General features: G+C 52.4%; 15 protein-coding genes. 9 read left to right on the top strand and 6 right to left on the bottom strand.

From position 1 onward, the window contains the following. Positions 1-4: 4 nt before the first annotated feature. Entirely contained in the window at positions 5-205 is a 201-nt protein-coding gene (locus tag ACYAC5_RS05840; protein ID WP_008107019.1) for a YbfA family protein, read from the bottom strand. A gap of 246 nt (positions 206-451) precedes the next feature. Here ACYAC5_RS05840 and kdpE point away from each other — a divergent pair, with 246 nt between their 5' ends. Next, positions 452-1126 carry a two-component system response regulator KdpE gene (gene kdpE, locus ACYAC5_RS05835; protein ID WP_101763229.1) on the top strand — a complete coding sequence of 225 codons (675 nt, stop codon included), beginning with the start codon at positions 452-454 and terminating at the stop codon, positions 1124-1126. A gap of 39 nt (positions 1127-1165) precedes the next feature. Here the strand turns inward: kdpE and pgm are convergent, their stop codons facing one another. Continuing rightward, positions 1166-2806, bottom strand: a complete 1641-nt coding sequence (pgm, locus tag ACYAC5_RS05830; RefSeq protein WP_101763230.1) for a phosphoglucomutase (alpha-D-glucose-1,6-bisphosphate-dependent) — start codon at positions 2804-2806, stop codon at positions 1166-1168. Positions 2807-2830: 24 nt separating this feature from the next. Then, entirely contained in the window at positions 2831-3370 is a 540-nt protein-coding gene (gene seqA, locus ACYAC5_RS05825) for a replication initiation negative regulator SeqA (protein ID WP_101763231.1), read from the bottom strand. 248 nt (positions 3371-3618) lie between these two features. On the opposite strand from seqA, the gene ybfF reads away from it, so the two are divergent. The 4 genes from ybfF (at position 3619) to fur (ending at position 6298) form a co-directional block, all read left to right on the top strand. Further along, the gene (gene ybfF, locus ACYAC5_RS05820) at positions 3619-4383 is read left to right on the top strand and encodes an esterase (RefSeq protein WP_192414178.1); all 765 of its coding nucleotides are present in this window, start codon (positions 3619-3621) and stop codon (positions 4381-4383) included. 167 nt (positions 4384-4550) lie between these two features. Continuing rightward, positions 4551-4826 carry a LexA regulated protein gene (gene ybfE / locus ACYAC5_RS05815; protein ID WP_007890670.1) on the top strand — a complete coding sequence of 92 codons (276 nt, stop codon included), beginning with the start codon at positions 4551-4553 and terminating at the stop codon, positions 4824-4826. 137 nt (positions 4827-4963) lie between these two features. Then, positions 4964-5494, top strand: coding sequence for a flavodoxin FldA (gene fldA / locus ACYAC5_RS05810; RefSeq protein ID WP_110865727.1), 531 nt, complete (start codon positions 4964-4966; stop codon positions 5492-5494). A gap of 354 nt (positions 5495-5848) precedes the next feature. Next, complete coding sequence (gene fur / locus ACYAC5_RS05805) at positions 5849-6298, top strand: ferric iron uptake transcriptional regulator (RefSeq protein WP_007890672.1); 450 nt, start codon at positions 5849-5851, stop codon at positions 6296-6298. Positions 6299-6359: 61 nt separating this feature from the next. On the opposite strand, the gene ACYAC5_RS05800 is transcribed toward fur, so the two are convergent. From ACYAC5_RS05800 to nagE, 3 genes are all read right to left on the bottom strand, one after another. Next, positions 6360-6755, bottom strand: coding sequence for a hypothetical protein (locus ACYAC5_RS05800; RefSeq protein ID WP_101763235.1), 396 nt, complete (start codon positions 6753-6755; stop codon positions 6360-6362). Between the two features lie 235 nt (positions 6756-6990). Further along, positions 6991-8658, bottom strand: coding sequence for a glutamine--tRNA ligase (gene glnS, locus ACYAC5_RS05795; protein ID WP_192414176.1), 1668 nt, complete (start codon positions 8656-8658; stop codon positions 6991-6993). Positions 8659-8810: 152 nt separating this feature from the next. Next, positions 8811-10838, bottom strand: coding sequence for an N-acetylglucosamine-specific PTS transporter subunit IIBC (nagE, locus tag ACYAC5_RS05790; protein ID WP_462062952.1), 2028 nt, complete (start codon positions 10836-10838; stop codon positions 8811-8813). Between the two features lie 342 nt (positions 10839-11180). Here nagE and nagB point away from each other — a divergent pair, with 342 nt between their 5' ends. From nagB to ACYAC5_RS05770, 4 genes are all read left to right on the top strand, one after another. Further along, positions 11181-11981, top strand: coding sequence for a glucosamine-6-phosphate deaminase (nagB, locus tag ACYAC5_RS05785; RefSeq protein WP_110865725.1), 801 nt, complete (start codon positions 11181-11183; stop codon positions 11979-11981). 61 nt (positions 11982-12042) lie between these two features. Next, positions 12043-13191: an N-acetylglucosamine-6-phosphate deacetylase gene (gene nagA, locus ACYAC5_RS05780; protein ID WP_137385371.1), complete on the top strand. Its 1149-nt coding sequence runs from the start codon at positions 12043-12045 to the stop codon at positions 13189-13191. 7 nt (positions 13192-13198) lie between these two features. After that, a complete protein-coding gene (gene nagC / locus ACYAC5_RS05775; RefSeq protein ID WP_137385370.1) occupies positions 13199-14419 on the top strand; it encodes a DNA-binding transcriptional regulator NagC in 1221 nt (406 codons plus the stop codon). Between the two features lie 41 nt (positions 14420-14460). Beyond that, a complete protein-coding gene (locus ACYAC5_RS05770; RefSeq protein WP_036649098.1) occupies positions 14461-15213 on the top strand; it encodes an HAD-IIA family hydrolase in 753 nt (250 codons plus the stop codon). Positions 15214-15240 lie beyond the last annotated feature (27 nt).

Below are 15240 nucleotides of genomic sequence, written 5' to 3'. Positions count from 1 at the left end.
TCGCTTACCAGTGAATGCCGGCAGCCGCTTCAGACTGCGCCAGCCAGACGGGTTTCGTGCTGGTTTTGCACCACATACGATGCAGGTAACTGTACAAACGTGCGCGATCTGAGCGGAATAACATCACTGGCAGCGCCAGCAAACCGATTGCTACCACCAGCACGCGGCGCAGTACGATTTTATACAGTGGATATGCGCGATCCATCTTTGGCCCCCTTGTGGTAAACATTACGTTGAAATGTGATCTGGTTCAGATATTACCCGTTGTTGTGTAATTTTACTACTCATCCGACCACTATATTTGCGCTTTTTTTCAGCAATTTGTGTGGTGATGAAAGTTAGTTACAAGATTGTGAATTAAACGATGCTTTTAAGTTAAAAACTTCGTGACGGACGCCGGGCCGCTTTATTGCTAAAGTGATGCGTTAACTTTTTTGCCGCTGGAGGCAGCGTGACGACCATCTTGATAGTGGAAGATGAAAAAGAGATTCGCCGTTTCGTGCGCCTTGCGCTGGAGAGCGAAGGCCTGAAGATTGTGGAAGCGGAGCAACTGCAGCGCGGCCTGATTGAAGCGGCGACGCGTAAGCCGGATCTGGTGATCCTCGATCTCGGCTTGCCGGATGGTGATGGCAATGACTTTATCCGTGAAGTACGCCAGTGGAGCAGCATGCCGGTGATTGTGCTGTCGGCACGGAGCGATGAGCAGGATAAGATTGATGCGCTGGACGCGGGTGCGGATGATTATCTCACTAAGCCGTTTGGCATAGGTGAGCTGCTGGCGCGTGTGCGCGTGGCGCTGCGTCGCCATCAAAGCAACCAGCCAGAACCGATTGTGAAATTTGGCGAAGTCAGCGTCGATTTGGCGGCGCGCCGTGTACTGCGCAACCAACAGGAAGTGCATCTGACACCGACTGAATTCCGTCTGCTGAGTTTGCTGGTGAACAACGCCGGAAAAGTGTTGACCCAGCGTCAATTACTGAATCAGGTTTGGGGGCCCAATGCAGTGGAGCACAGCCATTATTTGCGCATCTATATGGGGCACTTGCGACAGAAGCTGGAAGCGAATCCCACGCAGCCCAGCCATTTGCTGACCGAAACCGGTATCGGCTATCGATTTATGCCATAAAAAAAGGCCGCTAAGCGGCCTTTTTTCTTCACTGCCCAATCAGGCGTTTTTCAGTACTTCGCTAACAATCTCAACCGCTTCTTTCTCGATTTGCTGACGATGTTCAGCACCCAGGAAGCTTTCGCAGTAGATTTTGTACGCGTCTTCTGTACCTGATGGACGCGCGGCGAACCAGCCGTTTTCCGTCATTACTTTCAGACCGCCGATTGACGCACCGTTACCCGGCGCGGCAGTCAGGCGTGCGGTGATCGGATCACCCGCCAGCGTATCTGCGCTCACCATTTCAGGTGACAGCTTAGACAGCGCGGCTTTCTGTGCAGAAGTCGCCGGAGCCTGCAGACGGTTATAGCTTGGCGCACCAAAACGTTCGGCCAGCTCGTCATAGTGCTGCTGCGGGTTCTTGCCAGTTACCGCCGTGATTTCAGCAGCCAGCAGGCACAGAATGATGCCGTCTTTATCGGTTGACCAGGCTGAGCCATCGAAACGCAGGAAGGATGCGCCCGCGCTCTCTTCACCGCCGAAACCGAAGCTTCCATCGAACAGACCATCAACGAACCATTTGAAACCAACCGGCACTTCCACCAGCTTACGTCCAATGTCGTTGACCACGCGGTCGATCATCGCGCTGGAAACCAGGGTTTTCCCTACAGCAACGTCTTTGCCCCACTGCGGGCGATGCTGGAACAGGTAGTTGATCGCCACCGCCAGATAGTGGTTCGGATTCATCAGACCCGCAGGCGTGACGATACCGTGACGGTCATAATCAGGATCGTTACCAAAGGCCAGGTCGAATTTGTCTTTGTACGCCAGCAACCCGGCCATCGCGCACTCGGATGAGCAGTCCATACGCACCACGCCATCTTTATCCAGATGCATGAAGCGGAAAGTCTGATCGATCGCATCGTTCACGATGGTCAGATCCAGTTTGTAGTGCTCAGCAATGCGCTGCCAGTAAGCAATACCGGAACCGCCTAACGGATCGACGCCAATTTTCAGGCCGGCGTTCTGGATGGCGGCGAAGTCAATCACCTGCGCCAGACCTTCAACGTATGGCTGGATCAGATCCTGCTCAACGATGTGGCCGCTCGCCCATGCCTGATCCAGCGGCAGACGTTTCACGTCTTTCAGCTCGCCTTTGATCAGCTGGTTAGCGCGATCTTCCACCACTTTGGTAACGTTGGTATCAGCCGGGCCACCGTTTGGCGGATTGTATTTGATACCGCCATCTTCCGGTGGGTTATGCGAAGGCGTGATAACGATGCCGTCCGCCTGCGCGCCGCCGCGTTTGTTGTGCTCAAGAATCGCGTTAGAGATTGCAGGCGTTGGCGTGTAGCCATTGTCCTGCTGAACAATCACGTCCACGCCGTTAGCGGCCAGCACTTCCAGCACCGATAGAATCGCCGGCTCAGACAGCGCATGCGTGTCTTTACCGACGTAGCACGGACCGGTGATGCCATTCTTTTTGCGCTCTTCAGCAATCGCCTGCGCGATCGCCAAAATGTGCTGTTCGTTGAAGCTTTGGCGTCCCGCGCTGCCGCGGTGGCCTGAAGTGCCAAATTTCACCGCATGATCCGGATTCGCCACATCGGGCTTCAGGACGTAATACTGCGAGGTTAATTGTGCAACGTTAATCAAATCGCTCTGCTGGGCAGGCTGCCCGGCACGGGGGTGATTGGCCATTGGCGCTTCTCCCTGACGCTTCAGTTAAATGGTGCCGCGAACTTTCTCTGTCAGTTCCTGTGGGAACTGCATAGCCAGCATGATGTGTTCCACCATGCTGCATTTGCGACCTGTATTGGTGTTCGTGATCACCCAGTACGGTGTGCCGGGAACGTGCTTCGGCTTGGTATGGGTGCCATTTTGCAGCAGCGTGTGCTCGTCGCCCGCAAAGTAGACGCGGGTACGGCCCTGCAGCGAGGCAGTAGCTTCAGCAAACGCAGCCGGATCAAGACGATAGAGCGTTGACAGTACCAACATGAAGCGGTTAACCGCCTTATTCTGCTCGGCATATTCATCGGAAAGTAGCAGCTCACGTACCGCCCGGACGCGATCCTGAGGACGCGCTTCACGGCTGGCAGGTTGCGCTTCTTTGATTGATGCACCAGCGGCGGGCGCAGCGGGTGCGCTCTGTCCAGCGGTGAACTTCAACATGCGGCGCAAAATATCTGAGGCGCTTTCACCAATGTGCTGCGTGTGGCTGGCAATATAACGGTAGAGTTCTTCGTCAACTTCAATCGTTTTCATCTTTTTCCGTACGATTCTGGCAAATGACAGAACCACGCATTCTTGCAACGTCCTTAGCAAAATCCAGTCGTGCAAAACGTGAGCGGGTTCTAACATAAGGATTATAAAGTTAAATCCGTGGCAGCCGATAGCGTTGGCAACGTTTACGGGCAAAAGTCGGAATATGCCCTAATGCCCACCGGCCTGACTGCTGGACAGGTGAATCCATGATAACCTAAGCCAAGGTCACAACCGTAAGAACTTTAGCCATGATTTTGAACGCCCGTCTGCAAACTGAACAATCTGCCCCCAATGCCACGCCGATTCTGTTGATCCATGGTCTTTTTGGCAGCCTTGATAACCTTGGCGTGCTGGCGCGTGGGGTGCGTGATGCACGTCCGACGCTGCAAGTTGACGTGCGCAATCACGGCTTGTCGGCGCGTAGTGATGAGATGAATTATCACGTGATGGCGCAGGACATTGTCGAAACGCTGGATGCGCACCATATCGATCGCGCGGGTGTGATTGGCCACTCAATGGGCGGCAAAATCGCCATGGCACTGAGTGCCATCGCGCCGGAACGTATCGATAAAATGGTGATGATCGATATCGCGCCCGTTGATTACCAAACGCGCCGCCATGACGAAATTTTTGCCGCTATTCGGGCCGTGAGCGCCGCGGGCGTCACGCGCCGCAGCGAAGCCGCTGAAGTAATGCGTCAGCATATTGATGAAGAAGGCGTGATCCAGTTCATCCTCAAATCTTTCGCAGAGGGCGAATGGCGCTTTAATGTGCAGGTGCTGTGGGATAATTACAGCATTATTTCCGGCTGGGAAGAGATTCCTGCGTGGCCGCATCCGGCGCTGTTTATCCGCGGCGGCGACTCGCCTTATCTGGATAATCAGCATCGCGATGCGCTGCTGCGTCAGTTCCCGCAGGCACATGCACATGTGATCAGCGGTGCTGGACACTGGGTGCACGCCGAGAAACCCGATGCGGTGTTACGCGCCGTTCGGCGTTTTTTTAACCTGTAAAAGCAAAAGCTTGCCGCTTGCGCTTTAGGGTTGGCGTCAGGGAAGGCGCTGGAGTATGATGTCGCGCTAAAAATTTGCCACGGATATTTTTTCGCCGTGGTCGGGCCGATAATGTTTTAATCGCGCAGCGCCTTTCCGCCGTTCGCGCCCACTCAGTTTTACAAACCATGGCAAAAGAACAGACAGACCGCACTACGCTTGATCTCTTCGCAGACGAGCGGCGTCCTGGTCGCCCGAAAACCAGCCCGCTGACGCGTGATGAACAGTTACGCATCAACAAACGCAATCAGCTCAAGCGCGATAAAGTGCGTGGGCTGCGTCGTGTTGAGCTGAAGATGTCGAGCGAGGCGGTTGACGCCCTCAGCACGCTAGCCGATCAGCAAAACATCAGTCGCAGCGAATTGATTGAACAAATGCTGCTGGCACAGCTCAAACTGTCGTAACGCGCGAAGACCGCACGCTGGAACACAAAGTCACGGTTTTATACGTTCCGCACTTTTTACCGGTCTGCTATTATTCGCATAACTGTGCAGTCAACTGACTTACTTTCACAATCAGGATTTAAGAGGTTACCTAACCCATGGCAATCGTAGGCATTTTCTTCGGCAGCGATACCGGCAACACTGAAAACATTGCAAAGATGATCCAGAAACAACTGGGTAAAGATGTCGCCGAAGTGCATGACATTGCTAAGAGCACCAAAGAAGATCTCGAAGCGTTCGACATCCTGCTGCTGGGTATCCCAACCTGGTATTACGGCGAAGCGCAGTGTGACTGGGACGATTTCTTCCCGACGCTGGAAGAGATTGATTTCAATGGTAAGCTGGTAGCGCTGTTTGGTTGTGGCGATCAGGAAGATTACGCCGAGTACTTCTGTGATGCGATGGGCACTATCCGTGACATCATTGAGCCGAATGGTGCGGTGATCGTCGGTCACTGGCCAACCGAAGGCTATCACTTCGAAGCCTCTAAAGGCCTGGCCGATGACAAAAACTTCCTTGGTTTGGCCATTGACGAAGACCGTCAGCCGGAATTGACCAACGAACGCGTTGAGAAGTGGGTGAAGCAGATCTTTGATGAGCTGCAGCTGAAAGAGATTATTGAAGCTTAATTCCCTGCTCTGCCCGATGTGCGCACTGCCTCACATCGGGTAACGGAATTTCCTATAAAAATAATAGCTACGGTTTTTTAACTTTTCCCCGCAAATCTGTAGAATACCCGCAATGGTCATCCGCTTATTCCTCTGGCAGTAGAATGAGGCTGAGTGAAATGGAATCCAAAACCCAAGCGTCTTGAAGACGTTAGTGACGATATCCTTACAAACTTTGGTGATTAAGGACGTTGCCTTGGTTTTCATTTCACTGCTTGAGTTCTATAATGAGACGCAAATGAGAATGCGCGTTGACCTAAACATTCAAGGCCCCTGCGCCGCAAGTGACTAGCAAAGTAACAGGACAATATCCGCATGACTGACAACAACTCCGCATTGAAGAAGGCTGGCCTGAAAGTCACGCTACCCAGACTGAAAATTCTGGAAGTGCTTCAGGGACCCGGCCCAGAGTCCCATCACGTCAGTGCGGAAGATTTGTATAAGCGCCTGATTGATATGGGCGAAGAGATTGGTCTGGCAACGGTGTATCGCGTTCTTAACCAGTTTGACGACGCGGGCATCGTAACCCGTCACAACTTTGAAGGCGGCAAATCTGTCTTCGAACTGACTCAGCAGCATCACCACGATCACTTGATCTGCCTGGATTGTGGCAAAGTTATAGAATTCAGCGATGAATCAATCGAAACGCGTCAGCGTGAAATTGCCACTCGCCACGGCATTAAGCTCAGCAACCACAGCCTGTACCTGTACGGTCATTGTGCTTTGGGAGACTGCCGCGAAGACGATACGCTCCACGATAAGTAATTGAGTGTGCTATGCAGTATAAAAAAAACCGGCGCTTGAGCCGGTTTTTTTATGCCTGTAATCAGGCGACAAGCGTTTCCTGCAGGTAGCGCCAGCGCGGAATGGCGGTGCTGCAATCCAATACCGCCAGTGAAATGCGGCTCTGATTGATGCCGTTCATCATCTGTAATTCACGATACTGAATCGTCACTTCCTCGCTTTGCTGCGAGATGATGGCGTGCTCACTGGTGGCAATGCGCATGCCTTCACGCTGCCCCTGTAACTGGCGAAACAGCACTTCCATTTCATTGAGGTCCAATCGTTTGCCTTGCGGCGTGACCATTTTGAACTCGGGATGAAAGTGCGATAAAAACAGATCAATGCTGTCGTCACTGCCTTCCGCCTGATTGAAAATACGTTCAATAAGCTGATGTAAAACCACCACGCTATGCCTGGCTTCCTGGGCGAGAGTTGTCATTTTTTTTCCTTAGATAAGCCGCAGAGCACCGTCTGAGAGCGCATAGCCTACCTGAAAAAAAGTTTTTCACACTGCCAAATGGGTTAATTTTTCTAAAGTCAGAATAGTCGCAAATAGGGAATTAAAGGCGAATTGAGGCGTGCAGCATAAAAGGTCGTATCTGGCCAAATTGAGATAATAAAAAAGGGCGATTGCTCGCCCTTTCATGATCTTATCGTGCTCGCGACTAAAACTATTAATCGCCGATTTTTGCCCAGGTATCACGCAAACCTACGGTGCGGTTAAACACCAGCCTGGAGGGCTGTGAATAGACGCTATCAGCACAGAAATAGCCTTCACGTTCGAACTGGTACGGTGCCATCGAATCGGCAGCACGTAAACCAGGCTCAACGAAGCCCTGTTTGATTTCCAGTGAGTTTGGGTTGATGGTGGTGAGGAAATCCTCAGCCGCGCCCGGATTTGGCACACTGAACAGACGATCGTACAGGCGGAATTCCGCTGGCAGCGCGTGGATTGCAGAAACCCAATGGATAACACCTTTCACTTTACGGCCATCGGCCGGATCTTTGCTCAGCGTATCAACGTCGCAAGTACAATAGATGCAGGTAATATTGCCTTCAGCATCCTTCGCCACACGTTCGGCACGGATCACGTAAGCATTACGCAGACGCACTTCTTTACCCAGCACCAAACGCTTATACTGCTTGTTGGCTTCTTCACGGAAGTCAGCGCGATCGATCCACACTTCACGGCTGAATGGCACTTCACGCGTGCCCATCTCCGGTTTGTTCGGATGATTCGGCATAGTGATGATCTCATCGTGACCTGCAGGCAGGTTCTCGATCACCACTTTCAACGGATCCATTACCGCCATCGCACGCGGTGCGTTTTCATTGAGATCGTCACGAATGCACGATTCCAGTGAAGCCATCTCCACGATATTGTCCTGTTTGGTCACACCAATACGGCGGCAGAACTCACGGATAGAAGCGGCGCTATAACCACGACGACGTAGACCCGAAACGGTTAGCATGCGCGGATCGTCCCAGCCTTCTACCACCTTCTCGCTCACCAGCTGAGTCAGTTTACGCTTCGACATCACCGCATATTCCAGATTTAGGCGTGAGAACTCGTACTGACGCGGATGAACCGGAATGGTGATGTTATCCAGCACCCAATCGTACAGACGACGGTTATCCTGGAACTCCAACGTGCAGAGAGAGTGCGTAATGCCTTCGATCGCATCCGAAATGCAATGAGTGAAGTCGTACATCGGGTAGATGCACCACTTGCTGCCGGTCTGATGGTGATCGGCAAACTTAATGCGGTACAGCACCGGATCGCGCATCACGATAAAGCTGGACGCCATGTCGATTTTGGCACGCAAACAGGCTTTGCCCTCTTCGAAACCGCCATCGCGCATCTTCTCGAACAGCGCCAGGTTTTCTTCCACGCTGCGATCGCGATATGGGCTGTTTTTACCCGGCGCCGTCAGTGAACCGCGATACTCACGGATCTCATCCGCCGACAGTTCATCAACGTAAGCCAGACCTTTGTTGATCAGCTCAACCGCATAGTTGAACAGTTGGTCGAAGTAGTCTGAGGAGTAACGAATGTTGCCGCTCCACTCAAAGCCCAGCCATTGCACGTCACGCTTAATGGATTCGACAAACTCCAGATCTTCTTTAACTGGGTTAGTGTCGTCGAAACGCAGATTGCACTGACCTTGATAGTCTCGCGCGATACCAAAGTTCAGGCAGATAGATTTCGCATGGCCAATATGCAGATAACCATTGGGCTCAGGCGGGAAACGGGTATGCACACTGTTGTGCTTACCGCTCGCCAAATCTTCGTCGATGATCTGACGAATAAAGTTCGTTGGGCGGGCTTCAGCCTCACTCATCTCAAAATCCTCAAAAACTATAACGGGTGATTTGTACCACGAAGTAACGGAGTATGATCCACAAAGCGCAGGAGGGAAACAACCGTTTGTTGGTCGTTTTAAAACAAAAAAGGCAGGAATCGCTTCCTGCCTTCTGGCTCAATCACAAGGACTTAGCCTTTAACCTCGTACAGCGGGGTTTGGCCTGCAACCACTGAACCGGTTGCCAGTAAATTCAGACCAGCGAAATCATCGCTATTGCTGACCACAACCGGACTGATCATCGAGCGGGCGTTGGCATTGAGGAAGTCCAGATCCATTTCCAGGATTGGCTGACCTGCAGTGACCGTTGCGCCCTCTTCAACCAGACGCGTGAAGCCTTTACCTTCCAGCGCTACTGTATCCAGCCCCATATGTACCACGATCTCGACGCCGTTTTCCGCCTCAAGGCAGAACGCATGGTTGGTATTGAAGATCTTCACCACGGTTCCGGCGGTTGGCGCAACCACGGTTTTGCCGGTTGGCTTGATGGCCAGACCATCACCGACTGCCTTGCTGGCGAATGCTTCGTCAGGCACATTTTCCAGCGCAACGATGTCACCGGTTACTGGCGCCAGCAGCGTAGCAATCACGGCTTTTTCGCTGTTCAGCACCGCCTGCGGTTTTACAGCAGCAACAGGAGCAGCCGTTGACGCCGCGGCAGATGCCGCAACTGGACCTTTGCTCAGTACGGTTTTCATTGCTGTTGCAATGCTTTCCGCCTGCGTACCGACAATAACCTGTACGCTCTGCTTGTTCAGACGAATCACACCTGAAGCACCGAGACGTTTAGCGACACCTTCATTAACCTGCGCGGAATCTTTAACGTTCAGACGTAGACGTGTGATACAGGCATCGATGTTGGTCAGGTTTTCTGAGCCACCTACCGCCGCAATATAACGACGCGCCAGAGATTCAGTTTGGCTTTCACCGTTGCCGCTGTTATCGACATTGACGTCATAACCATCGGTTTCATCGCCCGCAGAGAGTTCGCGGCCCGGCGTCATCAGGTTGAATTTCTGGATGGTGAAGCGGAATACCACGTAGTAGATAACGAAGAACACCAGACCTTGTGGGATCAGCATCCACCAGTGCACCGCCAGCGGGTTGCGCGTTGACAGCACCATATCCACCAGACCCGCACTGAAGCCGAAACCGGCAATCCACTGCATGCTCGCGGCGATGAAAACTGAAAGACCGGTCAGTGCCGCGTGAATCACATACAGCACCGGCGCCACGAACATGAAGGAGAATTCCAGCGGTTCAGTGATACCCGTAAAGAAGGCGGCAAAGGCCGCCGCCAGCATAATGCCGCCGACTTTAGCGCGGTTTTCCGGGCGTGCGCAGTGGTAAATTGCCAGCGCTGCACCTGGAAGACCAAACATCATGATTGGGAAGAAGCCCGCCTGATAACGACCGGTGATGCCAGGGATACCTGTACCTTCAGCGATAGACTGCGCGCCGCCAAGGAATTTAGGAATATCGTTGATACCGGCAACATCGAACCAGAATACCGAGTTCAATGCGTGGTGTAAGCCAACAGGAATCAGCAGACGGTTAAAGAAAGCGTAGATGCCCGCACCGACGGAACCCAGCTTCTGAATATGCTCACCAAAACTTACCAGTCCACCGAAAATGATCGGCCAGATATACATCAGAATGAACGCAACCAGGATCATCAGGAACGATACAAGGATCGGCACCAGACGGCGACCGCTAAAGAAGGACAACGCTTTTGGCAGTTCAACATGACTAAAGCGGTTATAGACTTCAGCAGAAAGAATCCCGACAAGAATGCCAACAAACTGGTTATTAATTTTACCGAAGGCAGCGGGAACTTGCTCCACCGGCATCTTCTGAATCATTGCCACCGCTGCCGGAGAACAGAGTGTGGTCACAACAAGAAAGCCGACAAAACCGGTTAACGCTGCAGCGCCGTCTTTATCTTTTGACATACCGTATGCCACACCAATGGCAAACAGCACTGGCATATTGTCGATGATTGCCGAACCCGATTTGATCAACAGTGCTGCCAGCGCATTGCCTGCGCCCCAGCTATCTGGATCGATCCAGTATCCAACGCCCATCAAGATTGCCGCTGCCGGCAAAGTCGCTACCGGCACCATAAGCGCGCGGCCGACCTTTTGCAGATATCCTAAAATACTCACCTTATTCTCCCCCTATGAGACTGGCGTTTTGCCGTGGCGCAGGTTGATTTTATTATCCCGTCGCCCGGTACCTTGAAGACACTTTTCACCACGAGGCGCAGTGTAAAGATAAATTAATTCGCCTCGCAAATTAAAACCACTACAACTGTGACTTTAATCACCAAAATGGTGGTTTGATAATGCGAAATGCTAGCCAGCACCACAAACTTATTTTATGATAAAAAATATCGAGTCGCACTTATCCCTGGTGGCTACGCTTAAACGCATTACGCTTAAGGGCAAAAACTGTCAGAGAAACGGCAACTCCACATTTCCAATCTTAATTGAGGTGAAGACATGAGACTGATCCCTTTGGCCACACCGACCCAAGTGGGTAAATGGGCTGCACGCCACATTGTTAACCGCATTAATGCGTTTAAGCCTAGCGCAGAACGTCCCTTCGTGCTGGGTCTGCCAACCGGTGGAACACCGCTGGAAGCTTACAAGCACCTGATCGATATGCACAAAGCGGGCCAGGTTAGTTTCAAGCACGTTGTCACCTTCAACATGGATGAGTACGTTGGCCTGCCAAAAGAGCATCCGGAAAGTTACCACAGTTTCATGTACCGTAACTTTTTCGATCATGTTGATATTCAACAGCAAAATATCAATCTTCTGAATGGTAATGCCGAAGATATTGACGCAGAATGTCGCCAATACGAAGAGAAGATCCGCGCTTACGGCAAAATTAACCTGTTTATGGGCGGCGTGGGCAACGATGGTCACATCGCCTTTAACGAACCGGCTTCTTCCCTCTCCTCACGTACCCGCATCAAAACCCTGACGCACGATACGCGTATTGCAAACTCACGCTTCTTTAATGGTGATGTGGATCAGGTGCCGAAATACGCCCTGACGGTTGGTGTCGGTACGCTGCTGGATGCTGAAGAAGTGATGATTCTGGTTACCGGCCACCTGAAAGCGCAAGCGCTGCAGGCTGCGGTTGAAGGTAACGTCAACCACATGTGGACCATCAGCTGCCTGCAGCTGCATGCCAAATCTGTCGTGGTATGTGACGAGCCAGCCACCATGGAACTGAAAGTGAAAACCGTGAAATATTTCCGCGAAATGGAAGCGGAAAATATGAAAGGTGTGTGAAAACACGTTGTAACAAAACCTGCTGCTTTCAGGCAGCAGGCTTAGCCGGGAGAGAGAAACGATGTACGCATTAGTGAACGGCCGGATTTTTACTGGTCATGAAATTCTGGACAATCATGCAGTTGTGATTGCAGATGGCCTGATTGAGCGCGTGTGTCCGCGTGATGCCCTGGACGCGGCAATTGCACAGCAGGATGTGGCTGGTGCGTTTATCGCTCCTGGTTTTATTGATTTGCAGCTTAACGGCTGTGGCGGCGTGCAGTTCAATGATGACATCAATGCGTTAAGCGTTGAAACGCTTGAGATCATGCAGCGCGCCAACGAGAAATCAGGCTGCACCAGCTATTTGCCAACACTGATTACCAGCACCGATGCGCTGATGAGACGCGCAGTCGAAACCATGCGCGCTTACCTGGCCAAGCATCAGAATCAGGCAATCGGCCTGCATCTGGAAGGTCCGTGGCTGAATAAAGCTAAAAAAGGTACACACAATCCTGAATTGATTCGCCTGCCGGATGCCGAGCTGGTGGATTTCCTCTGCGCCAATGCCGACGTCATCACTAAAGTCACGCTGGCACCTGAAAATGCGGGCAGCGAGGTGATTCGTCAGCTGCGCGATGCCGGCATCATCGTGTCAGCGGGTCACTCCAACGCGACCTATGAAGAAGCAAAAATTGGCTTCAGCGCGGGCGTCAGCTTTGCTACGCATCTCTACAATGCCATGCCAACCTTCGCTGGACGTGAGCCAGGTCTGATCGGTGCGCTGTTTGATTCGCCTGATGTATACTGCGGCATCATTGCGGATGGTTTACATGTCCATTACGCTAATGTGCGCAATGCAAAACGCATTAAAGGCGACAAGCTGGTGTTAGTGACGGATGCCACAGCACCGGCGGGCGCATCGATTGATCAATTTATTTTTGCAGGCAAAACAATATACTATCGCGATGGCCTGTGCGTTGACGAGAACGGTACGCTCAGCGGTTCTGCCTTGACCATGATTGAAGCGGTGCAGAACAGCGTTGAACATTGCGGTATCGCTCTTGATGAAGCGCTGCGTATGGCGACGCTCTATCCAGCGCAGGCGATGGGTGTGGAGAAGCAGTTAGGCACGGTCGAAGCAGGAAAAGTCGCCAACCTGACTGTCTTTACCCGCGATTATCAAATCACTAAGACGTTCGTCAACGGAGACAACGTCCTCAGCGAGTAAGCATTGAATGACCACTGGCGGCCAGTCTCAAATAGGAAATGTTGATCTTGTTAAACAACTCAATAGTGCAGCCGTTTATCGGCTAATCGATCAGCAGGGGCCAATTTCGCGCATTCAGATTGCCGAACACAGTCAGCTTGCGCCCGCCAGTGTCACCAAAATTACCCGCCAGCTCATTGAGCGCGGCCTCATCAAAGAGGTGGAGCAACAAGCCTCCACCGGTGGGCGTCGCGCGATCTCCATCATTACTGAAACCCGTCATTTTCATACTATCGGCGTGCGCTTAGGGCGTAATGACGCGACCTTGACGCTGTTTGATCTGAGCGGGAAATCGCTGGCGCAGGAAGATTATCCGCTGCCCGAGCGCACGCAGGAAACGCTGGAGAACGCGCTGTTCAATGCCATCAGCGCCTTTATGGCCGCGCATCAGCGTAAGATTCATGAACTGATTGCTATCTCGGTGATTCTGCCCGGATTGGTCGATCCCATTAACGGCATCATTCGCTACATGCCGCACATCGCGGTAAGTCATTGGCCGCTGGTTTCCAGCCTGAAAAAACGCTTCAACGTCACCAGCTTTGTTGGTCATGACATCCGTAGCCTGGCGCTGGCCGAGCACTACTTCGGTGCAAGTCGCGATTGCGCAGACTCCATTCTGGTGCGTTTGCATCGCGGCACCGGTGCCGGAATCATCGCCAACGGCCACATTTTCCTCGGCAGTAACGGCAACGTGGGCGAGATTGGCCATATTCAGGTTGATCCGCTGGGTGAACGCTGCCACTGCGGTAACTTTGGCTGTCTGGAAACCATTGCGGCTAATGGCGCGATTGAAAACCGCGTACGTCATCTACTGAATCAAGGGTATCCCAGTTCACTAACGTTAAATGATTGCCTGATGCCGCAGATTTGTCGCGCCGCTAATCATGGCGACGCGCTGGCGTGCGAAGTGATTGAATATGTCGGCCGCTATTTAGGCAAGGCGATTGCTATCGCCATCAACCTGTTCAATCCGCAAAAAGTGGTGTTGGCCGGTGAAATCACTGAAGCCGATAAAGTGCTGTTTCCTGCCATTGAAGGGTGTATCAATACGCAGACGCTGCCTGCCTTCCGTAAAAATCTGCCGGTGGTGCGTTCCGAGCTCGATCATCGCTCGGCGATTGGCGCCTTTGCGTTGGCAAAACGCGCAATGCTGAATGGCATTTTGCTGCAACATCTGCTGGAAGAGTAATCACCAGCCTGCTGTCAAGCAGGCCCGACCGGATGCAATCTATGACGATTAAAAGCGTAATCTGTGACATCGACGGCGTGTTGATGCATGACAATACCGCCGTTCCCGGCGCGAACGAATTTCTGCAGCGCATTCTGGCGAAGGATATGCCGTTGGTGGTGTTGACCAACTATCCTTCGCAAACCGCGCTGGATCTGGCGAACCGCTTTGCCAACGCCGGCATTGACGTACCGGATTCGGTGTTTTACACCTCGGCGATGGCCACCGCCGATTTCCTGCGCCGTCAGGAAGGGAAAAAAGCCTACGTAATTGGCGAAGGTGCGCTGATTCATGAGCTGTATAAAGCTGGCTTCACCATCACCGACGTTAATCCAGATTTCGTTATCGTCGGCGAAACCCGCTCCTTCAACTGGGAAATGATGCATAAAGCCGCTTTCTTCGTGGCAAATGGCGCCCGCTTTATCGCCACTAATCCCGATACACATGCACGCGGCTTTGTTCCTGCCTGCGGAGCACTCTGCGCCGGTATCGAAACCATCTCCGGTCGTAAACCGTTTTACGTCGGCAAACCGAGTCCGTACATCATGCGCGCGGCGTTAAACAAAATGCATGCGCATTCGGAAGAGACGGTCATTGTCGGCGATAACCTGCGGACAGACATTCTGGCAGGCTTCCAGGCGGGTCTGGAAACCATTCTGGTGCTCTCTGGCGTTTCCACACTGAGTGATATTGATGCGATGCCTTTCCGCCCGGATTGGATTTATCCATCGGTCGCCGATATCGACCTGTTCTGATCCCAACCATTACCTCTCCTTATGGCC

It is taken from the genome of Pantoea sp. y20 (genome assembly GCF_054903455.1).
The sequence above is the reverse complement of the archived record's forward strand: the minus strand, read 5'-3'. Positions and strand labels throughout refer to the sequence as shown.